Below are 22,092 nucleotides of genomic sequence, written 5' to 3' on the forward strand. Positions count from 1 at the left end.
ATTTATCTAATTTCTGTCTGAAGAATATCGATCGCAGAATCCATCTGAGGGTCAATACCCTGTTTGAAATCCTCGTCTGTCAGATCGATATTTACATCCGGGATTATCGGATCATCAGGATTGATCCAAGTCCCGTCAGGCAAAAGCCACTTTAGAGTTGTTATGTGGAGGCTCGATCCATCAGGGAATGAGCGGACATCTTGTGCGGTACCTTTTCCGTATGTAGGTATACCAACAACTGTTGCTCTATTATTCTTTTGTAAAGCACCAGACATGATCTCAGATGCAGAAGCGCTACCATTATTCACTAAAACCACTACAGGCACATCAAGAAGCTTTCCCTTTCTGGTGACAGTAAAATCGGTCACTGCCCCACGCTGGTCTTGCTGTTTTGAAACGATTGTTCCTTCCTTCAGAAATTCATTGGCTGCATAAACTGCTGCATTAAAGAATCCTCCAGGATTGCCTCTAAGATCTATTATCAAGGCTTCAGCATTGCTTTCTTGGAATTGTGATACCATCTGATCCCATTTGTTCTGCCAACTTCTTAGATCTGCTTCTGTAAATCTCGACACATCAAAGATCGCTATACTGGGGTCTTTCTCGCTTAATTTGAATTCCATACTTGATACAGTTATTTGACCCCTTGTGATCGTAATATCCACAGGAGTGCTTTCGTCTGTATGTAGTACCGTCAACGTCACATCAGTACCCTCTTCACCTCGGATCTTCAAGACAATATCAAACAAGCTATCGTTTGTTGTCACATCGACCCCATCTACAGCCAATACTACATCGCCAGGCTGTATACCTGCAGAGGATGCAGGAGAACCCTTCAAAGGAGAGATTATCACTATCAGACCGTCTTTATATCCCATTTCAGCACCGATACCCGAGAAAAGATTTCCAGCTGTAGAATCATTGAAGGCAGCGGTTTCTTCTGGGGTTAGATATAAGGTGGCAGGATCACCATATGAATTGACCATTCCTTGTATTGCACCATAGAACATCTCTTTTTCATCAACCTTCTCCTTGTCTACATAATCAGAGGTCATCTGCTTCCAAACATTCCAGAAAAGTCCAAAATCGACATTTTCGATATCAATGTCACCTCCATTTGTATCTCCTGTGAACCGAACGATCTTTGTAGGATCAAGAGCATCAACAAAACCTGATTCTACTTGCCTGCCAGCAAATATACCAAGCGAAAAAGTTATGACGACAAGTATTGCGACTCCTACTAATTTGTTTACCTTATTCATATCTTTTTGTGATCTATCATTTATTTTAGCTGGTCTACCTTGAAAAGGAGTTCCGTATTCTTTTTTGTTTGGCATTATCTCATAGTCAAAGTTATTGATTCATAGGGCTTTTTACCTCAATGATTATAAATTGCATAGGAGATGATATCAACAGACTTGATAATAATTACACAAAATTTTCACATCTATGAAAACTGTATCTGTGTCAGTCGAAACAGCAGTTAGACTTTTGTGATATACCCCTCTACAGAATTCTTGTCGACCAGAAGTCGCTTCTTGCCACGTGTTTCGATAAGGAACTTCTCATCCTCATCCATCAGATCGATCACCTCCCCCACTACACCATAATTGCTTGGATCGTAAACTTTCGCTAAAGTTCCGACTACTAGTTTAGGCAAAAAGTAGCTATTACCTTTGAAACTAGAGGGGTCTATTGCCGGTTGATTTGCTATCACCAAAGAGTTGTCATTCGGTTCTACCTTCACTTGGTGACCGACAGAATTTTGTAATATTGAAAGGATCTCTTTATCCAGAGGAACCTGACCAAAACCTCCCAATATCACCAAGGGAACCTTTAATTGCTTCATCTCTGGCTGATCAATTGCATTTACGATAATGATCTTGGCATTACGTTTATAGATCTCTCGCGCAAGATCCTGATAGATGAACCTGCCTGCAAACACGATCTTGTTCTCATAAGTGCTAAGCAGATCTCTTTTTGAATATACTGAAGAACCATCCCCTAAGATCAATAACTCACCAGATATCTCCTCAGTACCTTGGTCTACAGCATTTTTGACCTGATGGCCGTATGTATAACTGATCTGTGCTCCATCCGTTTCAATAGTCAACCTTCTGTTCAATTCTAGTCCTACTACTTTTCCCTGCAAATGACTATTCACTTGAACCACCTCCTCCTCTCCGAGAATCCTAAGAAATCCCTGTGTTATCCTGCTAAGATCTACAACCCCATCCTTGCCTGCCACAACACGTCTTCCTATCATCCCTGCAGCTGTCAACTTTTCAGCTAGTAGATCACCTGTCACTACATACTCCCCTGATATTCTCCCCACATAATCAGGTGAATTTTCTGCTTTGATACCTAGGATCCGAGGTAGATAGTATGAGTCGATCACTTTCTTTCTTTTCATTTCATACAACTGCTGTCCGTATAAGACATTTTCTCCCACTCCAATAAATGAAGTAGCTCCAGATGGGAATGGCACAGACATAGTACAAGTCACTTTTTTTGGTATGATCTGAACTCTATTCACCCATCCACTGTTTTAATTTAGAAATATTTGCACGAAAGTCAGGTCCATATACTACAGGCTTATACCTTGCATCCATAAACACGCTATCTATTGGTAATTTTTCAAGGTCGCTTATAACATTTATCTCTTCAGACAAACCTTCTACATATGCCTGCTTAACAAATTTCCCAGTTAGGACTATGTTTTCACTGATCTCTTCAGAATTATCTGCCAATTTCATACGAACAAGCTCAGGACTCAATGCAAACACATCTCTCTTCTTTCCTTTACTTAAGATCTCCCCAGTGAAAGCCACACGTTTCTCGCCTTTTCTACCAGGCACCTCAATTACAAACACCTTAGATGCTGATGAGGCTAAAACACTCCTTGGAACAATATAATCTTGTGCATTTATTCCTCTAGAATACTCATCTCCAAACAATTCGATCCTATGATCCTTATCGACCAACAGATCAAACGACCCCCTCATCTGTAATCCATCCAACAACCCAAGCACAAGAGCTCTTCCAGGCATCAACGAAGCCAACCTTCCTGTAATTACAAATAACGACCTTCTTCCTACCTGTCCGAATTGTGCGAAAACATCCTTTTTATTATTGAACATGGTCATAGATTGTACGGTGAGGAATGAACGGAGAAGGTCATGTAGAACCGGATCTTCTGTTTTTTCTGTTGGTCTGATAAGAAAGTTTGCCCACATATTAACTACTTGTGAATTCTCTACATCAACAGATGCAAAGGCTTTCAACCTCTTATCATTTATCGATTCGATCAGATGATCCTTACTATCCCAATGGATCTTGGTCTGCAACAACTTTGGCGTCACAGCACCCAATTTATCTCTAGTCAGATCTAATCTGTACAGATCAAATTTCTCAGGATCAGCATCCAGATATAACAACTCATCATATTCTAATTTGCTCATGATCGGAGGGAGGATCTTGAGATAGAACTTAGCATCGGTGGTGGTTAACTTTGCAGTAGGGAGATATGTATGCAGGATCGACAGGAGTTTTATTTTTTTAGGGAGTGTGTAGTTCAATGCGAAATTTACACCAGAAACTCCTTTCCCCTCATCCGAGAAAGGTACGCTATTAACTAATGAGTATGTATTTCCAGTTCTCTGTACGATCTCCCAATTAAAGCTTTCTTCAAGAGTATTGAAGTATTCATCCCAAAATTGTTGATCTGAGATATCGTCTCTTTCTTCATCATATCTAACCGTATCTGTGAGAATATAGTTCCTACCGGCACCATAGTGTGAATACGCTAAGTTCGCAGTGATCCTGTTTCTACTTATATGTATTCCAAGATATGCATTTTTATCTACCAAAGGAGAAATTGCCATCAATTCCTATTTTCCAAAGACCTTACTGCCTTCAGTATACAATCAAGACAGGACTGATACAAACCTCCACCTCATAGAAGTGATAGATGTCTCCCTATTGATCTTGTCATTAAACATTGATCCTGTGATTAATATCGTGGCTCTGTTCTTGTTTGGAATTGCATCAGAACACTAGGTTTGTACCAGGTGTGCTCACGCTGAGAACAAAGCATCGTGCACTGGTTGTACCAGGTGGGCCCACGCTGAGAACAAAGCATCGTGCACTGGTTGTACCAGGTGGGCTCACGCCGGGAGCAAAGCATCGTGCACTGGTTGTACCAGGTGGGCCCATAGAGACAGCTGTTCATTCATACAGTTGATACTCGATACATAAGAATCATGGTCTCCATAGAAAAAAAGGGGGCAAGGCCCCCTTTTGTATCTATCATTGATCATACTTAAGCATCAGCAGCTACATAAGGTAGTAATGCCATGAACCTAGCTCTTTTAATAGAGCCGGTCAACTGCCTTTGATGCTTCGCACAAACCCCAGACTTTTCTGTACTTATGATCTTTCCTCGCACACTAGTGAATTTCTTGAGTTGATATACATCCTTATATGTGACGAATTTTACTCCAGATTCACAGAGAGGACATTTAAGATCCAATTTTACCTTACGACGACCTCTTCGACCACCTCGATGAGGTTCGTCGTCTTCGAAGCTCTTTACATCAACAACATCATCTAGTGTTGGTTTTGAAGTTGTACTTGTAACTATTTGTTCTGCCATGTTATCCGAAATTATACATTATTTTGTTTAGAATGGGAGTTCATCATCAGTTGGATCCTCATCAGAGCCAGTTTCTTCGACCAGATACTCATCTGCTTCAACAGACGCCTGAGAATTAGCTTTCTTAGGTGTATCTGCTGTGGCATTAGATTGATCTCCTCCACCTACTCCTTGTCTCCCCTTACTATCAAGAAGTTTCATTTCACTTATCCTTACTTCGGTCTTGTATCGGGTTGATCCATCTTCAGCTTCCCACGATCTGGTAACTAATTCACCTTCCACATAAACCATCATGCCTTTTGCTAGGATCTGCTGACATATCTCAGCCATCTTTCCCCAAGCAACTATATTGTGATACTGAGTTGATTCCTGTACGTCACCATTGGTATCTTTCCAGGTTCGATTCGTAGCGATACCAAAAGTGGCTACTGGAGTACCGTTTGCGGTATACCTCAGCTCGGGATCTCTAGTTAGATTCCCGATCAACATCACTTTGTTCAAAGATCTTACTGACATCTAAATTCTTCTGTAAATTTATCTATTTCCTTCGATTCTATATCTGATCCATTAAATTGGAGTTAAAAATTTTTTAAAGCTACTCCATTGCTTCTAATGCAGCCTGCTCTCTATCGATGTCTTCTTTAAAGTTCTTCTTTTTGAGAGAGCTTCCGATCTCTTCAGGTCTGTTGACCCTTACGACCATATATCTCAAGATCTCCTGCTTTAGTTCCATCTGTCGTTTAAGCTCCTTTAATGCTTCGGTAGGAAGGCTCAAAAGGTACACAATATAGTATCCCTCATTGTGACCTTGGATCTTGTATGCCAAGTATCTCTTACCCCAAACATCGGAGTCATCGACCGATCCCCCAAGATCAGTGGCTAACTGTTGAATACCTTTATGCACTGATTTTCGGACATCGTCAGGAAGCAAAGGCTTTAGGGCGACCATCATTTCGTACTTTACGCTCTGTGCCATTAACATTCCAGCGTTAAATTATTTACATAACCAGAGGACAGCGTGATTCTAGCAGAAAGACGTGCGGTTTGCACTATTGGTAGAAGTGGTCATGGAAAATTATCCACCCTATCAAGTAGAATGTGGAGGCGAAGCCGTTGATCTCGTCTTTGGACCTAGGAATTCCTGCTTAGTCATTTTACCCATTACGAGGAGTGAGAACATTCACGTGAATGCCCGAAATGATGCCCTACGGCCATGGGTAATAACTGATAACTTTAGTCGTGCTCAAATATATGGCTACGGTTTTTGGAGACCTGAAAACGAACTAGGCTCTATGGAGAGTTTACCATTCTATCCTGTTGCACTTGTGTATGAGCAGTCCACATCAAACACACTATCTGGGTCACTGCATGTAGTAGATATACGGATTGGAGAAAGAAACTTAGATGCACCTTATGTAATGGCACTAGGTGCTGACATAATACAAATGCTCAAATTTGGTAGGATAAAAAAGGGCGAGAAGTTGCTTCATCCACAAACAAGTGGAGAACGAATTTTTATTTGGAGATAAGCTACAACTAACACCTCAAACCAACTTGTACCAAGTCTATGAAGAATGCCTTTGACTTCTAGTGGCTATACACCACCATATAATCGCCGTCCTGCATTATGTAACCTTTTCCTTGATTTCTTACCAGACCCTTCTCTTTTGCCTGCTGGTATCCACCTAGTGCGATCATTTTCTCTACATTCACTACATCTGCAGTGATAAATCCTGTAGAAAGATCTGTATGGATAACTCCAGCAGCCTCTTTTGCGGTAGCCCCCTGCACTATCGACCATGCGTTACATTCTTTCTCGCTTCCGGTATAGAAGGTGATCAGTTGAAGCTGTTCAAAAGCCGTATGTATGACATCATCGATCAATATCGGTTGATACCCCAAAAGATCGATGTACTCGAACTTCTCAGCCTCGTTCATTCTACTAAGATCCCCCACTATCTTTACATCTACAGCGATAGCCCTACAATCCGGTAATCTATCCTCAAACATCTTTATCTGCGTCTGTGCATCGCTAAGGCTCTCAGCCTGTACATTCAATATGAATAATCTTGGTTTTGAACTGAGTAACCAGAGATCATCAGCGAACTCTTTCTCATCTTTAGTAAGTTGAACGTCTATAGCAGGGATACCTTCTCCCAAAGCACTCTTCAATTTCTCGAGGGTTCCTGTCTGTAGCTGTATTTCCTTTTCTTTTGTCACCCTTGCTTTCTTTGATATTTCCGCGTATTTTCTCTCAACAGTATCAAGATCTTTTAGGATGAGTTCGGTCTGTACTATCTGAAAATCATCCCAAGGGTCGATACGCTCGTAAATATGCGTGATCGTTTGACTTCTAAATGCTCTGAGTACATACATTATCATATCAACTTCACGAATATGCGAAAGAAATTGATTCCCCAATCCTTCTCCTTCTGAAGCTCCCTTAACCAATCCTGCTATATCAACAAATGTAATTGCGGAAGGAACGACTTTCTGTGCCTGATAATGTTTGGATAATGATTCTAATCGTGGATCTGGTACCTCAACTACTCCTACATTCTTGTCAATCGTACAGAAAGGAAAGTTTTCTGCAGGAACAGTATTTTCAGTCAGGGAATTAAAGAGTGTTGATTTGCCAGCATTTGGCAATCCAACAATACCGATAGAAAGTGAGTGAGATCTAATTGCTGACATATTTAATAATAAGACTTCAAGTGAAGTGAAATAACTACTACAATGACTGTATGCTGACGTTATTCTATCATCAAAAGAGAAATTCTCACAGAAGTATACTTCTGACAGCTATTTTTCTCCTCATAACAATCTTAACACCAGTTTCGACACCTAGTACGATTAACTCTGCTGACACACCTGCCTTCATTATCACTACAGACTACAACCTGTACTACACTCCTAATGACTCGTTTGTGACAGTAGAAGAAACCCTCACATTGGAGGCAAAAGATCGAAATTATTTTTACCCCGCTCAAACTGAACGATCATTTCTACTACCCGACTTCACACTTAATGAGGACCCCCAGGAGAGAGCCTTTAAAACAAGCACACTCACTATTCTTGATGAGAGAGGTATCGAATTGGACAAGCAGATCTCAGAGATCGAGGGTGGACTCGAAGTTACTGTACCAGAAACTCGCGATGTCACTTTCTGGAATTCAGAAAAATTCACCATCAGGTATAATACTCATGAGCTGGTAGATCAAGTTGGAAATGTAACCAATCTTTATATCCCTGGCCTACCAGAAGATACCTCTTTCATATCTACTGACGATAGATATGGTCTAACTACAGAGTACAGATTTAATACCAACTTACATGTACCAAAAGATTCTCCTTCTGAATCATTCATGATGCCACAAGGTGGTATTGGCGTATCAGAAGATAGTAATACTCGGAAATACTCTGTCACCGCTCAAGACAGGATCGGAACAACTGCTTGGATACAATTAGGTACTACACAATACTTTTATTTCAAATTGATACAAGACACCCCAAAAACAGACAATATTGTACCTGAGGAGGTAAACAAGTATTCAGATCTGCTTTCTACAAATGTATACGAACTACCTTTGCCTCGTGAACATTCTGAAACAGATCAACGAGTGTTCTTCACAAAGATAGATCCCTATCCTACAGCAATTAACCGCGATGACGAAGGCAACCTACTAGCAACCTTTGAAGTTCCAGCGAACAAAGATGGGCAGATCATCATAGAGGGGTACATAAAGCTAACCTCTGATGGTGAGATGGCACCAGAAGACATGTCTCTAAATGAATATCTTTCTTTAACTGGCTCTGATCTTGATATACAACAGTACACTCGGGCAGACAAATACTGGGAGAGCAATGATGAATTCATCATAAACATTGCTGAGGATCTATGGAAAGAAAGTAGTACTATATTGGAACTCATCAACAACGATTATGACAGGATAATTCAGACTTTTGATTATAGTTATTCCAAAGTAGAAGGAGAGAATCCTAGAATTGGAGCCCTCTCGGCACTCAGTGGTGGACCAGCCGTGTGTATGGAGTATTCGGATTCATTGATCGCAATATTACGAGCACAAGGGATACCTGCTCGTGCTGCTATCGGATATGGAAATGACCCGACAGGAGCTGAAAATAACATAGGTGCGTCAGAGGCTTCTGTACAAAACATCGGTCATCAGTGGGTACAGGTTTGGTTACCTGATTACGGATGGTTATCTGTCGATCCGACTTGGGGTGAATCAGGTAGGAGGTATATCGGGGGTAATCTTGACCATATCCTTTGGTATACGATCGGAAATTCAGATCAAGGTTTCATCGGTACCGCATTAAGTACAGCAGACCCTATTACAGCGCATGTCCTGACCAGCTATGATGTATATCTACAAGCACTTACCGAAGAAGAATTCACAAATGCTAACGAGCTTACTAGTTTGCAAGAATTGCTTATACGATACGAAGGTGTAGAAGTGGATCCGATAAGTTACTTCTTAAAAACAACCAGTATTGGAAAGATCATCGTTTTCATCATACCCATAGCATCACTACTAATTGCACTGATGTTTATCTCAGCATTGGTATCAACATTTCGGAAGATCTACAAAAAGCAACGATCTTAGAACGATATTATCAGATTGACCAATGCAGAGACACCTATGATGACCTCTTATATCTTTCAACATGAAAAGATCCCCAGTATCTTCATCTAGGATTGGATGTGTAAATATCTAACGCTGAGAAGGATGACTATCTGATCGGTATCCGAATATCTACATCCTAGTGAGTGCTAAGCGTCCGTTCAATCCCTTATCCTAAACAGCTTATCGACCTTCGATGCTTCTAACCCTGTTCTCAATCTATCAGCGCTAGTGGCATACAATGTCATGAGCTCGTCACCCTGGCGAACGGTATCACCAACAGTCTTGTTCAGAAAGATACCTGCATTTTTGATATATGGATTTCCTAATGCTCTTGCGACCTTAACGATCTCTTTGTTATCTACAACTTCTATCTTTCCGCTTTTTGGAGCTTTCAAAGTATCCTGATACTCACCTAGCTCGATCTCAGATGAATTGATCCGTTTCGTTGCACCTTGTGTCTCAGCGATCTCCCAGAATTTCTCTAAAGCAGCACCAGAATCTAACTTCTCTCTAGCAGATTCGAAACCTTTGCCGTTCTCTACTGTCCCCGTCATCTCTAGTAATTGACCTGCCATCCTTAAAGCGGTTTCCTCAAGTCCTCGCGGTCGTAACTCATCCCGCTCATATACTCTCAATATATCGCGGATCTCTAATGCAGGTCCTATACCGTATCCATCAGGAGAACAAACCATCCTAGAGTACACTTCACACGTTATACCTACTTTTGAGAAAAGGTCGATGAAACCTCGCTTTAACACTTCGACATCATCAGGGTTTGGAACTTTTGTACCAGGACCGTAAGGGATGTCTATCAGTATATGTGATATGCCCATCGATACTTTCTTTGCGATTATACTGACAAGCAATTTCTGAAATGATTGAACGTGTAAACCTCTTTCAACAGTGATCAAAACATCATCCGCAGGTGATAATTTCAATGCGCCTCCCCAAACCATACATGATCCAGTTTTCCTAACTGTATCCATAAGTTGATCATTGTTTAGAGCGACAGGCATTACTACCTCCAATATATCTGTCGTACCGGCGGGTGTCGTTATAGCTCTTGTGGAGGTGTTTGGGATTACCAGGTCGAATGACGCGATAATTGGAACTAGCAACGGAGTTACTCCTTTTGCTGCTACTCCACCTATCGAGTGCTTATCTACAACCATATTTCCATTATTGCGGATATTTCTAAAATCCATGATATCTCCAGCATTTGCCATACCTTTAATGGTAGATAGTACCTCCTCATCATTGAATCCCGGATTGAAGAATGTCGCCATAAAATATGCTATCTCTACCTCGCGGATCTTCCTATCGGATATATCCTTTGTAATTACTGCTAATTCGTGCTCTGTCAACCGCTCACCTAATAGTTTTTTCTTGATATATTCGATCGATTCGGGCCTTTCCATTACAGATATCGCGATGACGGTATCATTTGGGAGAGTGTATTTGGTCCATATCTCCTCATATACCCCTACTACACCAGGAGGTATCTCAGTATCAGTGATCTCAACCACAGCGAATATTGCGATCTCACCAGAATCGAAATTCACTATGTCAGCTTGATTTATACCTTCTCTCTGAGCATCTGTAGCATTAAGTACTATTGTCGGAGAATCTCCAGTTTCTCTATCTAATTTTAATGAATTGAGGTAAAGTGCCATGAAATAAAGATGTCAATTTATACTAGAACAACCACTGATATTCCTTTTGGATAGCCCCCTGTATCTCTTCGGGCTTAAGGATACCGATCTCAGTGATATAGCCTGTTATTAGCTGTCTGTTCACAAGTTCAAACGCTGGATTTACCATCTTCAATCCCTCAGGAGCGTCTTGCCAAAGTTCTCTTGCATCCCTCATCTCGATCTCAATTGGTCTATAAGCAGTTGATATATCTGTCTTTAGGATCGAACCCACGACATATATTGGTTTGCTTGCATAATAAGCTGCTAATGCAACTCCCCAACTACCGATCTTGTTTATGGTATCACCTTGGATGGTGATCTCATCACAACCGATGAAGACGACATCCGTATTTCTCACACCACGACCAATTATGAAGGATTCAACAGCACTATCAGCTATCATCGTAGTGTCAACTCCTGCATCTAACAAATTCTTGGCTGTGATGCGACCTTGAAATAATGGTCTAGTTTCGGTACAAACAGCTGAGAAGTTATCTATCCGTTTTGATTGATTGATGATGATCTTCTCTGCAGTGGAGGAGTGGCAATGTGTCACAACTTCGTCTACCCCACCTAGAATAGCCGTGCTGTTTTCGACGATCTTGTCTTTGGCCTGTTGGATGAATAGAAGATATTCTGCTACTAGTTCGTCTACCTTGCTTATCGCAGTTGCAGTATCATCCATGCCTGGATGCTTGATACGGATCATGTTCATAACGAATTTGACACCATTCTTTGCTAAGGGCTCATTTGGCCTAGCATTTGCCAAGATATAACCTGTCTTTTCCAGATCGAGTAGGAATTCATGATACGGTTTGTCGGATGGATATTGTGATAAGAATAGCTTTAGGCCCTCAAAAGTAGCTAAAGCTACATTGGTTGCACCTTGTATCTTTATCTCTTTGATATCCTTGATCACCTGCTCTACAGAAGTATATTTTGAGAAATCTAGTGATGACATGAGTATTCGTAAATGATCTAATTCGATATCTATACTACCAAAGATCGATATAAAATCCACCCTAATCTAATTCAACTACCTCCTCATGTATAGGAACATGAGCATTGAGACGCAATTCCTCCAGGACATTAGCCGCAAAGCCTTCGGCAACTGTTTCTTCACCATGAACAATAAATACTTGTCTCGGAGAATGTCCAAATGCCCTCAACCAATACATAAGATCTCGCATATCTGCATGAGCAGAGAATCCACCCAACGTATGTACCTTGGCATATACATCAACTTTGTGACCCTTAAGATTTACCTGTGGTTCACCATCCAAGATGGCCCTACCCAGTGTACCTTTCACCTGATAGCCTACAAAGATCACATGCGTATTCTTTTTTGATAAGTTATTATCCAGATGATGGATTATCCTACCTCCATTACACATGCCACTTCCTGCCATGATCACAACACCTGATCTAGTGGCTAATCTCTTTGAATCATCAACACTTGAGATCATCTTGAAATCAGGAAAGGAGAATGGATCATCTCCCTTCTCTAATAATCTTCTTGCATCCTCATCATAAAATGTAGGATATCTCTTGAATACATCAGTGGCTTGTAATGCCATTGGACTATCAAGATAGACCGGCATACTATCGATCAGTTTATTCTCATAAAAAAGATTCAATTCGTAGATGACTTCCTGAGCTCTCTCTATAGCAAATGTTGGTATGATCACATTTCCATGATCCTTCTGGGCTTCTTTGAGTACAGTAAGGAACTCTAGGATCGTTTCATCCTTGCTCTTATGGATACGATTACCATATGTTGACTCTACCAAAACATAATCAGCTTCTCTAATAAGATCCGGATCACGCACGATCCTCTGCCCTGGTTGTCCGAGATCACCTGAAAAGACGATCTTACGAATACGTCCAAGTGCATTTTTTACCCATAGCTCGATCATAGCACTACCTAAGATATGTCCGGCATCTCTCATTCGGAATTCCACACCTTCCTTCAGATTTATTGAATTACCATAGGGATACACATCAAATCTCTCGATCGTTCTCATTACGTCATCCAGATCAAACAGGGGTTTGTTAACATTCGCTCCACCTCCCTTTTCTCCGGAACTTTTATGGACAGCCATCCATCTCGTATATTCCTCTTCCTGTAGTTTTGCAGCATCTTGTAAAATGATATCTGCCAGATCCCTTGATGGTTGGGTGGATAAGATCCTACCCTTAAAGCCCTGTTTTACCAACAGTGGCAACCTTCCGACATGATCATAGTGCGCATGAGTCAAAATAACATAATCGATCTCTGCTGGATCAAAGGGAAAAGGTGCCCTATTCATATCCTCCAGTTCATCAGATCCCTGGAAAGCACCGCAGTCGATCAAGATCTTAAGATTACCGGTATCTAAATAGTGACATGAACCGGTCACAGTCCTCGCAGCACCACAAAATTGAAGTTTGATCATTGGGCAGTTCTTTTTAATAATTACTCTAATCATTCTATCATGCTTGGATTCGCTTATTCAAACTGAGTACATCAAATCGAGTTACAACTGACCTTGATACCCGTATAATCACAGATATGAATGGCCAATTAATACCTACCAAAAGCTATGAATTCAAGAAATATACCAACAACACTGAAAATACCTTGTGATCACCAATGTAGGAACAATATCTGGTTCTTTTCTATTGGAATTCTTTATCTGATAGCCGTAAGCTCATACGCTATCGGAAGTAAGAATTTCTTTTTTGACCTCTTTAGCCACTTCCAACCTCAATATACCCTAGGGGGTATATCGATCCTACTGCTGGGGGCACTATTCAAGATCGACAGACGAATGATCTTACTGGCGAGTATCGCCGTTCTGACGCACTTCTTCTTGATCGTCTACCCGATCAGGATGTCAGATATGGATCAAACAAAAGCCTCTGAGATAGACTTCTTTTTCATGAATAGTAATTATTTCAACGAAAAGTATTTAGATATCTATGATGAGTATGATAAATACAGTTCAGCCTCTCAAATATATGAGAAAGGTTCGGTCGCATTAGTTGAAGCAAATGAGGATATAATAAGATTGTTTACCCAGGAGTATGGTGATCCTGTAGAGATCGAAGGGGTTGGAGGACAGACTTGCGTAATATTCTCAAGAACCTTTATAGCTGTGCCAAATGATACATTACCAAAATTCGAATATCCGACCTGTATCGCATCATCAAGAAACATCACACAGATCGTTGTACACCCATATCCACCCTTAAGTAAGGAGCTTGCAGATAGACAGGCTGTATATTTTGAACAGATCTCTGTGTATATTGAAGAATTGAGATCAACAGGGACAGACTTTATCGTCATGGGTGATTTTAATTCAACAAAGTATAATGCGGTATTTCGTAGGTATTTTGGAAGTATGGATAGTACCGATCTCTATACGTGGGAACTCGGCAAACCATGGATGCTACAACTGGATCATGTGTTTTCTAACAAACCTATTGATGTTTACAGGTCAAAGAGGTTATCATCTGACCATATAGGCTTATTTATAAATATTGACCAAGATTGAGCAGAAACCTGAATCTTGACCAAACAGAAGACCCATCGTCTTTAATGGCCCTCCTTCAGCACGATAGTATGCTGTTGGGTATGGCCTCAAATCCTCGCAAACACGTTCATCCGATATATGGACAGATCTCGATGAAAACGAATATTCCAAACAGTCATTTCGGACCAGAACTTTTAAAGACTTATCTTTTCGGGATAGCAAGCAATTCAGGAGTTCGACATTCCCCTATCCTGTTTGACCTACGAAATTCGTTTACGAGTCTGGAAGAGTCATTACTACCATTTCAGACATTGTGTGATCTGGTGCAAAGCACATTCTTTGCTGCTGAAATATTTGGCTACGACCCCAAGAGTCAAGAGTTTGACGATGATGAACTGATGATCGCCCTTCATGGTGTACAACTTGGTGATAGCGAAATGGTAAGTGCTAACATCTATATCTCTGAAGAAAGTCGTCTACCTATACTTTCTGTAGCAAAGGGACTTGATTGGAGCCATAGAGTGATAAATGAAACAAATCGTGGTCCAGTTGAGGGAATGTTGTGGGCTTTGCAGTGGTACTCCTCCACCCTACGTGTAGATCCGATAAAGAAGAAGGACAAGAGAAGGAATCTAGCATCACTGTAGATCAGTTGTTTTTCGGCTCATCCCCACTCTTCTTTGACTCATCACCACTTTCCAGATATTTTCGTGCCTTTGAAAGTAGTTGCTCTTTTGTGTTGATCAACGGATCGTCCAACACCCTCTCGAGGAGATAATCCAGTACTCTTCCAACATTTGGACCGGCTTTCACACCCATTTTCAGGAGATCATTTCCGTCTATTGCTAGATCCTTTACCTTCAAGGCCATGTCATACTGTCTTACCTCTGAGATACGATGCTGAAGTAGTTGTATTTCTTCAGGGTTAAAGGCAGATTTTGGATTTGAAGTGGCGTCAGCAATTCTGAGAGCGAAAAGATCTTCGATATTCTCCTCACCTACTCTAGCTATAAAGCGTCTAACAGCTGCATCAGACCATTCATGTTCTTTGATGTATTCGATCTCGGCTTCACTCATACCCTCTTCTGCATGAGGATAGTAGAACATATGATTCATCACCAATAATTGAGTTCGCTTGATATCTGCTTTTGAAAATTTCATCCTCTGCATGATCTCTCCGGTCATTTTGGAGCCTTCTTTATCATGACCATAAAAATGCCCATCACCCATATCACACCTTGGTTTTGCGATATCATGAAGAAGTGCAGCTAGCTTGATATTATCGGGTGCCACATCAACAGTTCTCAATGAATGCCAATAAACATCATCAGCGTGGTAAACCTTCTGTTCTACACCATATCCTTCTAGTAATTCAGGTAGAAAGATCTCTAATAAACCTGTCTTTCTCATCAGATCGATACCTACAGATGGTTTAGAAGAATTAAGTAGCATTTTCATAAATTCATCACGGATACGCTCCATCGATACAAGCTTAGCTACAGGGATGGCTTTCTTTATCGCTTGCAATGTTTCTGTCTCTATCTCGAATCCTAGTTGTGCTGCCATTCGACACGCTTTGTATGCACGCAGACCATCCTCCTTGAATCGCTCTAACGGTGTCCCAACAGCTCGAACAAGCTTATGATCCAGATCCCTCAATCCGCCAAATGGATCGTATAGATCCCACTGCTGGATCTTATCTGAACCATCTAGACTACCTTGAGTTAGATCTACTGCCATTGCATTGAAAGTAAAATCCCGTCTACCTAGATCCCTATCGATATCCTCGATGAACTTCACTTCGGTAGGCCATCTTCCATCAACATATTTTTCTTCACTACGGAAAGTAGTTACCTGTACCTCTTCTATCTCTCCGAACTTATCGGGGATCAAAGCTGAGATCATGCCAAACTTTGCCCCAGTGGAAACGCTTTTAGGGAAAATATTTAGCATTTTATCTGGTTTTGCGTTAGTTGCCAGATCCCAATCATCCGGCTTGATCCCAAGAACCACATCCCTTAACGCTCCACCAACCAAATGTACTTGGAACCCTTCTTTATGCAACATCCTCGTGACTTTCTGAACATAGTCTGGTAGTGCAAATGAGATTGTGGATTTCTTATCTTTGTGAAGCATTGTATGTGTTAGATCTTAACAATGTAGACTAGCGTGAGTATACCCACAAACATAGTTATCAGAAAGATCTTTGCGATCTTACTTCTAAAGTAGTTATCCCCACTGATCGATGCAAATAGAACTTTTACCAAAAGGTTTACACATGCGGCTACTACCATTACTGTCACTCCGATATTCACTGTGATATCTGTGCCAACTAATGTAGCTGCTGTGACTGTAATAGCATCTAATCCAGACATTGCCGCGATCATAGAGGAGAGCAAAAAGCCCGAATCACCTATATAGTACAAAGTCACCTTTGAGATGGTGATCACTGAAAGGTAAAGCAGTCCGAAAGCAAGAGCAGGACCAGGTGTGAACGGTGATTTGAAGTTTATACCCAACTCCTCGGGTGTTGATCCTTTTGGTGTCTTTCTGCTTGTTGAGGTGAATTTTTTAATATTTATAAGTGTCACAGAAAGCAATAAGGTCAATCCCATCAATGAGAATGGAAGGAAAAGTGCTGAACCCAATGCAAAATTCAACAGGATCGCAACAAAGATCTCTCTCATGAAGCTCGTTAGATTAGCCAGAATAGCAGCGGTGAGGAATGTTTGTTTCGAACCGATATCAGTTGCTGCCCTGCTATGACGAGCCATCGCCTCAGTAACAGCGGTACTAGAGACTAGACCACCTAGTAGGCCTACCATATTCACACCTTTATCTTTGCCTAATGCTTTAGATGCAAAATATCCTATGAAATTTAACCCTAGTACCAGAACAATTATTGCCCAGATGTGACTGGGATTAAATATTCTTGTCGCCTCAAGGAAATCCTGTGACAATATCTTTTGAAATAGATCTCCAAATATCGGTATATCTGCTGGTCCATACAAACGATTAGGCATAAATGGCATGATCACCGAGGTGAAAAGCACAAATTTTATCGTAGCAAGTACTTCATCTCTAGAGAATTTTGAGATGATGACTCTAACTTGAGATTTCATCGAAAGAACCACTGCATCTAGGACTGCGATCAATACGATTATCTTGGTTGGGATGTCTGTAGCAAAAAGCAGCAATGAAAGTACAAAGTTCAGTATCAAACTGATCTCGGTCGTTAGACCAAAAGCATTTTTATCAAAGTAGTTCAAAACAAATGCAATATGGATGAACAGTATGAACCCTCCGGTCGTCAGCCAAACTACTGGATACACTCCATTTAGATAAGCTAAACCTGTCACAGCACCTAGAACCGAAACCAAAACGTATGTTCTAACACCACCTAGATTTGAAGACGGAATAGCAGCGGTGATAAATGAAAATTTTTTTGAGGCTTCTCTTGTCTTACGATTCAGATCCTTGAGGTCTTCTTTATCTTTCCAACTTTCATCCCTTTCCAATCCCATCAATGCACCAAGACTGATGACTAGCAAGAACTTTATTAGGGCAGTATTCAGATCCATAGATGATAATCTAGAACATAATTATTCACTTAAGCATATCTACAATACATAGTACAAAACAAAGAGTTGAGTAGCAACTGTGTGAAACAGATAGATATCAAGAGCTAAATTCAAAGATCAAATGGTTTCACTACATAATTCTCCATCTCAATGACATCTTCACTCTCCCTTTTATCCATACATACTACAGAGAACATCGTCTGCCCTACCCTTATGAGATTTGTAGGCCAAATCGAAAAGATTACCCCGTCTTTTGGAGCGGTTATTGGTAATGTGGTCGAACCTACAGGATCATAGATCGAAGCTACCAGATCACCTTTAGTAACAGTACTACCCAAACCCACCTCAAACCGAATGATCCCCGCATGTTTTGTCTGAACAATATCTCTATGTCTAACCACATACTGTTTTGTGGGCATCTCCATTTCACCATCAAGAAATCTATTTCCGACCAACACATTCTTCACCCCTCTCAAAATGATCTGTGCAGCATCATGATGGATGATCTGTGATCCACCAGTCTCGACTGTTATCACAGGGGTATTGTGTTTATCATTCAGATATACTGCCATCATGTTTCTCTGTCCTTCACGTTCCAGGATAAATTCAGTACCAAAAACTTGTGCTAGACTGCGTGAGCATGAAACACAATCATCCTCATCACTCAGGTGGATCCGGGCATGAGGTATGAACTGGGCCCCATAACCGGCATCATGCAGATCGATACCCATGGCACATTGTGATAGCACCTCTGTAAGGGTAGTTGCCATCAGAGTGGAGAGACTCCCTTTCCGTAGACCAAATTGTCGATTCAGATCTTTTGTATCCTCAGGCACAGTTCTTGTGCCACTCTGAAAGCCATGAGGATTCAGCACAGGAAATACCAATACTTTACCATTCAACTTCTTTGTTATCTCTGATCTGTTGAACCACTGCATGATGCGATTGACACCATGTATCCCATTTACTTCATCTCCATGTATTCCCGCAGTGATAAAAATATCTCCAGTCCCTTTAGATCTACCGAATGTAAAGTAAGGGATAACGACTGTATGTCTACCTTTGCTGATTGTAAGCCTCTTCTTTTCCATATATCCTTAGACTATACTTATAGGAGATCTATTTCAACCATTTAAAAATATGCTGGGTTGTTCAAGAATAATAAACCTGCTTTTTACTATTACATTAGTTGTATTACTGGGTGTCGTGACTTGGGCCGAGATATATACCAGGTCTACGGTTTCCTTGATATCAGATAGAGAGGTTGTAAAGGGTTGGATGAGAGACGAAAAAGGTCAAGAGGCGTTTCTAGGTTTCATTATTGAGAATACCTATGCTGAGGATAGCAAGGGTATAGTCGAAAACGTTATCACAAAAGATGAATACAGGTCGCTTGTCGACGAACAGATATCCAAAGAAGAGCTCGCAAAACTTTCAGATAACACGATAGACCAGCTATATGATTGGCTTGAAGGGAAAGAAGATATCCCTTCGATAGACTTGCTCGATTCAGAATCTGGGATCGACCTAAGTTTTATCGACAACATACTTGAAGACAAGCTCGGTGAGCTAAGCAAGGTTGTAGATTCACGAGATATCATATTCTTAACCTCCAAACTAAATATAATTGATACAGAACAGGTCGACCTTGCTAAAATGCCGGAATTATACTCTGCTCTTCTAGCCCTACCGGATAAGTTGCTAATTGCCGGTTTGATAATATCAGTGATCATAATCCTATCACTTCGTTCCTTGAGAGCAGGTTTACTGTTGGTCGGTGTAGCGATCGGGTTCTCGGGTTCAATATTCCTATTTGAACAAAGCAACACTCTTGTACATGAGGTCCTTGGCTCAAAATATTTCCCATTAGATCTTCCATCTGCCGAACAGATACCCGGTTTCCTACGAACATTATGGGATATCGCTTCTGAAGACATACTTCAGATCGCTCGCAAATACGCAATATTTGCAATGGCAGGCGGTGTTGGTATAGCGGTCGGGTCGCAATTAGCTATCAGTGAGCGTGTTGTTGATGATGAGGATGACGAGGACGAGGATGACGATGACGATGAAGAGAATTAGATCCCTGTGGTGCATTGTTCTCGATGGAGTCTAGATCCCTATGGTGCACTGTTCTCGATGGAGTATCAATCTCTGCGCCAGATACCAGATAGATATTCTTACTTTTCTGGATCTCCAAGATATCTGATTCCTGTGGTGCCTGAATCCCTGCAATGTTTACTCTCTGAGGTGTCTGAACCCCTAAGGAGTCTAGATCTCGGTGATGCCCTACTCTCCGATAATATACAATTCGCTCTCAGCTCGAGTTACTGCTGTATAAAGCCATCTTCTCCACATATCATCATCCATCTGTTTGAATCGCTCCTCAAACAGTACTACTTTTGGAGCCTGACTCCCTTGTGCCTTGTGTACTGTTATTGCATACCCAAAATCGAACAGATCACCATCTATAGTTTTTCTTCTATCCTGAGTATGGTTCAAACTTTCGGGATTGTTGAATTGTTCTTTACTCATTAGCCCCTTGAACTTAACTGCATTTTCGCCAAAATCAACTTTTCCGTAATACCAATCCTCATCCTCAGAACGAATATCTGTAATAGTACCTATCATGCCATTGTATATTCCTAATGCGTGATTGTTTCTCAAACAGATCACCCTATCACCTGGTTCTGGGTATGGGGAGTTCAGATCAAATAATTTTCGTATACCACCGTTCAATCGGGTCCTTGTATTATTGTAACCACACAAAACTAGCATATCATCACTCCATGACATAAATAGGTCTTCCACGAATTGTCCTGTTTCACTCTCACGTTTTGATAATTTCCTGACAGTATCTGAATAGTTCTTTACAGGGATCCTACCTTCTTGTCTTGCTAATAAAGAAAGCTGGATTATCGGATTTCCTTCAGCCTGTCTGTGTATCTCTTGGAGTTTCAACATCGGCTCCTGCATGAGTGCGAACTTACCCCTGATCGGAGGTAGCTGACCATGATCACCTACTGCGAGAATTGGTATACCAAAAGAAAGGAGGTCGTTCCAGATGATATCATCTACCATAGAGGCTTCATCTATGATGACCAGATCACATGTCAAATTCTCCTTCTTTTCCCATCCTACGATCTCTTCCCTATCATTTACAACCGGCGAATAGATCAACGAATGGATAGTAGAAACAGTATCTAAAGGATGTATTGCACCTTCTATCCGCAACTTTTCCTGTAACACCATCGCGGCTTTACCTGTGTAGCTACAGAAGCATACTTTCAACTTTGAATTCTCTTTATCCAACCGACTACGTAGGATAGATATCAGAGTTGTCTTACCTGTGCCTGCATATCCTCCAATAGTCAGAAACCCGTTGTTTTTCGAACCTACCCATGAGAGCGAGGAATCGAGCACTATTTTTTGATCATTTGAGAGTTGTATTTCATCTTTCATTCCAGATGAGTTATACCATATGTTTTACCTTGTGGGTGTTGGAATAGAAAATTTCGCGGAGGATAGTATGTCCAAAGCATGAACATTATGAGAATTATGAACAATGCAGAGGACGAACTCCAGATCGGTAACAGCAGAACTTCCTCTTGGTATAGATAAACTTGAGCGAATTGACCTGCAAACACAGCTATGAAATAAAGTGTGATATCAAACAGTAGAACACTCCGGTGTGTAAATATCTGATAGAAGTAGAAAATGAGAGGAATAATTACCATAGCTAACAATGTACCCCACAGATAGGATGAGACTAATTTGGAGATATCATCGGTATCATACAGATTGAAGAACATCAGAAGCATAAATGGAAAATATACAAGTTTCAGATGCTCCCAAGTACTCTCATTTACCGGGGTGAACCTTCCGACAAATCGATTGTATCTCGTCAATTCGAAAACAAAATGAAGAGCCGACCCGATCAGACCGATGATCACAGCCTGTATCCACATATCTCTGATCTAATGAATTAAACTAATTATG

The 22,092-nt window shown here is 40.9% G+C and carries 20 protein-coding genes; 5 read left to right on the forward strand and 15 right to left on the reverse strand.

From position 1 onward, the window contains the following. Positions 1-2 precede the first annotated feature (2 nt). The 6 genes from H6763_01925 to rpsF form a co-directional block, all read right to left on the reverse strand. Entirely contained in the window at positions 3-1,337 is a 1,335-nt protein-coding gene (locus tag H6763_01925; GenBank protein ID MCB9803565.1) for a S41 family peptidase, read from the reverse strand. Positions 1,338-1,483: 146 nt separating this feature from the next. Further along, positions 1,484-2,536: a hypothetical protein gene (locus H6763_01930; protein MCB9803566.1), complete on the reverse strand. Its 1,053-nt coding sequence runs from the start codon at positions 2,534-2,536 to the stop codon at positions 1,484-1,486. Continuing rightward, complete coding sequence (locus tag H6763_01935; protein ID MCB9803567.1) at positions 2,529-3,884, reverse strand: hypothetical protein; 1,356 nt, start codon at positions 3,882-3,884, stop codon at positions 2,529-2,531. Before H6763_01935 ends, H6763_01930 begins: the two co-directional genes overlap by 8 nt. Positions 3,885-4,321: 437 nt before the next feature. Beyond that, positions 4,322-4,654 (reverse strand): 30S ribosomal protein S18, encoded by a 333-nt coding sequence (locus H6763_01940; GenBank protein MCB9803568.1) that lies wholly within the window; start codon positions 4,652-4,654, stop codon positions 4,322-4,324. A gap of 27 nt (positions 4,655-4,681) precedes the next feature. Then, complete coding sequence (locus tag H6763_01945) at positions 4,682-5,170, reverse strand: single-stranded DNA-binding protein (GenBank protein ID MCB9803569.1); 489 nt, start codon at positions 5,168-5,170, stop codon at positions 4,682-4,684. Positions 5,171-5,249: 79 nt separating this feature from the next. After that, positions 5,250-5,630, reverse strand: coding sequence for a 30S ribosomal protein S6 (gene rpsF, locus H6763_01950; GenBank protein MCB9803570.1), 381 nt, complete (start codon positions 5,628-5,630; stop codon positions 5,250-5,252). A 91-nt stretch (positions 5,631-5,721) separates the two neighbouring features. On the opposite strand from rpsF, the gene H6763_01955 reads away from it, so the two are divergent. Continuing rightward, the gene (locus H6763_01955) at positions 5,722-6,183 is read left to right on the forward strand and encodes a hypothetical protein (GenBank protein MCB9803571.1); all 462 of its coding nucleotides are present in this window, start codon (positions 5,722-5,724) and stop codon (positions 6,181-6,183) included. Positions 6,184-6,241: 58 nt separating this feature from the next. On the opposite strand, the gene ychF is transcribed toward H6763_01955, so the two are convergent. Beyond that, positions 6,242-7,348: a redox-regulated ATPase YchF gene (ychF, locus tag H6763_01960; GenBank protein ID MCB9803572.1), complete on the reverse strand. Its 1,107-nt coding sequence runs from the start codon at positions 7,346-7,348 to the stop codon at positions 6,242-6,244. A 50-nt stretch (positions 7,349-7,398) separates the two neighbouring features. On the opposite strand from ychF, the gene H6763_01965 reads away from it, so the two are divergent. Beyond that, entirely contained in the window at positions 7,399-9,282 is a 1,884-nt protein-coding gene (locus H6763_01965) for a transglutaminase domain-containing protein (protein MCB9803573.1), read from the forward strand. A gap of 179 nt (positions 9,283-9,461) precedes the next feature. Here H6763_01965 and H6763_01970 read toward each other — a convergent pair whose 3' ends face one another. The 3 genes from H6763_01970 to H6763_01980 all read right to left on the reverse strand — a co-directional run bounded on the left by H6763_01970 (position 9,462) and on the right by H6763_01980 (position 13,432). After that, positions 9,462-10,976, reverse strand: a complete 1,515-nt coding sequence (locus tag H6763_01970; protein MCB9803574.1) for a thymidine phosphorylase — start codon at positions 10,974-10,976, stop codon at positions 9,462-9,464. 22 nt (positions 10,977-10,998) lie between these two features. Beyond that, on the reverse strand, positions 10,999-11,958 hold the full coding sequence (locus H6763_01975) for a hypothetical protein (protein ID MCB9803575.1): 960 nt from the start codon (positions 11,956-11,958) through the stop codon (positions 10,999-11,001). 61 nt (positions 11,959-12,019) lie between these two features. Continuing rightward, positions 12,020-13,432 (reverse strand): MBL fold metallo-hydrolase, encoded by a 1,413-nt coding sequence (locus tag H6763_01980; GenBank protein MCB9803576.1) that lies wholly within the window; start codon positions 13,430-13,432, stop codon positions 12,020-12,022. A 147-nt stretch (positions 13,433-13,579) separates the two neighbouring features. Here H6763_01980 and H6763_01985 point away from each other — a divergent pair, with 147 nt between their 5' ends. Continuing rightward, positions 13,580-14,533 (forward strand): endonuclease/exonuclease/phosphatase family protein, encoded by a 954-nt coding sequence (locus H6763_01985; GenBank protein MCB9803577.1) that lies wholly within the window; start codon positions 13,580-13,582, stop codon positions 14,531-14,533. Positions 14,534-14,613: 80 nt separating this feature from the next. Beyond that, positions 14,614-15,159 (forward strand): hypothetical protein, encoded by a 546-nt coding sequence (locus tag H6763_01990; GenBank protein ID MCB9803578.1) that lies wholly within the window; start codon positions 14,614-14,616, stop codon positions 15,157-15,159. Between the two features lies 1 nt (position 15,160). Here the strand turns inward: H6763_01990 and H6763_01995 are convergent, their stop codons facing one another. The 3 genes from H6763_01995 to H6763_02005 form a co-directional block, all read right to left on the reverse strand. Then, positions 15,161-16,648 carry an HD domain-containing protein gene (locus H6763_01995; protein MCB9803579.1) on the reverse strand — a complete coding sequence of 496 codons (1,488 nt, stop codon included), beginning with the start codon at positions 16,646-16,648 and terminating at the stop codon, positions 15,161-15,163. An 8-nt stretch (positions 16,649-16,656) separates the two neighbouring features. Next, on the reverse strand, positions 16,657-18,093 hold the full coding sequence (locus H6763_02000; protein ID MCB9803580.1) for an MgtC/SapB family protein: 1,437 nt from the start codon (positions 18,091-18,093) through the stop codon (positions 16,657-16,659). A 110-nt stretch (positions 18,094-18,203) separates the two neighbouring features. Beyond that, positions 18,204-19,184, reverse strand: a complete 981-nt coding sequence (locus tag H6763_02005) for a DUF2817 domain-containing protein (protein ID MCB9803581.1) — start codon at positions 19,182-19,184, stop codon at positions 18,204-18,206. A gap of 187 nt (positions 19,185-19,371) precedes the next feature. Between H6763_02005 and H6763_02010 the strand changes: the two genes are divergently transcribed. Further along, positions 19,372-20,175 (forward strand): hypothetical protein, encoded by an 804-nt coding sequence (locus H6763_02010; protein ID MCB9803582.1) that lies wholly within the window; start codon positions 19,372-19,374, stop codon positions 20,173-20,175. A 207-nt stretch (positions 20,176-20,382) separates the two neighbouring features. Here the strand turns inward: H6763_02010 and H6763_02015 are convergent, their stop codons facing one another. Further along, complete coding sequence (locus tag H6763_02015; GenBank protein ID MCB9803583.1) at positions 20,383-21,555, reverse strand: AAA family ATPase; 1,173 nt, start codon at positions 21,553-21,555, stop codon at positions 20,383-20,385. Further along, on the reverse strand, positions 21,552-22,061 hold the full coding sequence (locus H6763_02020) for a hypothetical protein (protein ID MCB9803584.1): 510 nt from the start codon (positions 22,059-22,061) through the stop codon (positions 21,552-21,554). Before H6763_02020 ends, H6763_02015 begins: the two co-directional genes overlap by 4 nt. Between the last annotated feature and the right edge of the window lie 31 nt (positions 22,062-22,092).

The organism is Candidatus Nomurabacteria bacterium (genome assembly GCA_020632395.1).
GTDB lineage: Bacteria > Patescibacteriota > Dojkabacteria > SC72 > JAHDCA01 > JACKFQ01.

Coding starts and splice junctions, on each gene's coding strand:
- H6763_01945 (MCB9803569.1), bottom strand. CDS start 5,170: ATGTCAGTAAGATCTTTGAACAAAGTGATGTTGATCGGGAATCTAACT.
- H6763_01925 (MCB9803565.1), bottom strand. CDS start 1,337: ATGCCAAACAAAAAAGAATACGGAACTCCTTTTCAAGGTAGACCAGCT.
- H6763_01955 (MCB9803571.1), top strand. CDS start 5,722: ATGGAAAATTATCCACCCTATCAAGTAGAATGTGGAGGCGAAGCCGTT.
- H6763_01985 (MCB9803577.1), top strand. CDS start 13,580: ATGAATTCAAGAAATATACCAACAACACTGAAAATACCTTGTGATCAC.
- H6763_02020 (MCB9803584.1), bottom strand. CDS start 22,061: ATGTGGATACAGGCTGTGATCATCGGTCTGATCGGGTCGGCTCTTCAT.
- H6763_01980 (MCB9803576.1), bottom strand. CDS start 13,432: ATGATCAAACTTCAATTTTGTGGTGCTGCGAGGACTGTGACCGGTTCA.
- H6763_01935 (MCB9803567.1), bottom strand. CDS start 3,884: ATGGCAATTTCTCCTTTGGTAGATAAAAATGCATATCTTGGAATACAT.
- H6763_02015 (MCB9803583.1), bottom strand. CDS start 21,555: ATGAAAGATGAAATACAACTCTCAAATGATCAAAAAATAGTGCTCGAT.
- H6763_01990 (MCB9803578.1), top strand. CDS start 14,614: ATGGCCTCAAATCCTCGCAAACACGTTCATCCGATATATGGACAGATC.
- H6763_01965 (MCB9803573.1), top strand. CDS start 7,399: ATGCTGACGTTATTCTATCATCAAAAGAGAAATTCTCACAGAAGTATA.
- ychF (MCB9803572.1), bottom strand. CDS start 7,348: ATGTCAGCAATTAGATCTCACTCACTTTCTATCGGTATTGTTGGATTG.
- H6763_01940 (MCB9803568.1), bottom strand. CDS start 4,654: ATGGCAGAACAAATAGTTACAAGTACAACTTCAAAACCAACACTAGAT.
- H6763_01970 (MCB9803574.1), bottom strand. CDS start 10,976: ATGGCACTTTACCTCAATTCATTAAAATTAGATAGAGAAACTGGAGAT.
- H6763_01995 (MCB9803579.1), bottom strand. CDS start 16,648: ATGCTTCACAAAGATAAGAAATCCACAATCTCATTTGCACTACCAGAC.
- H6763_02010 (MCB9803582.1), top strand. CDS start 19,372: ATGAGAGACGAAAAAGGTCAAGAGGCGTTTCTAGGTTTCATTATTGAG.
- H6763_01975 (MCB9803575.1), bottom strand. CDS start 11,958: ATGTCATCACTAGATTTCTCAAAATATACTTCTGTAGAGCAGGTGATC.
- rpsF (MCB9803570.1), bottom strand. CDS start 5,630: ATGGCACAGAGCGTAAAGTACGAAATGATGGTCGCCCTAAAGCCTTTG.
- H6763_02005 (MCB9803581.1), bottom strand. CDS start 19,184: ATGGAAAAGAAGAGGCTTACAATCAGCAAAGGTAGACATACAGTCGTT.
- H6763_02000 (MCB9803580.1), bottom strand. CDS start 18,093: ATGGATCTGAATACTGCCCTAATAAAGTTCTTGCTAGTCATCAGTCTT.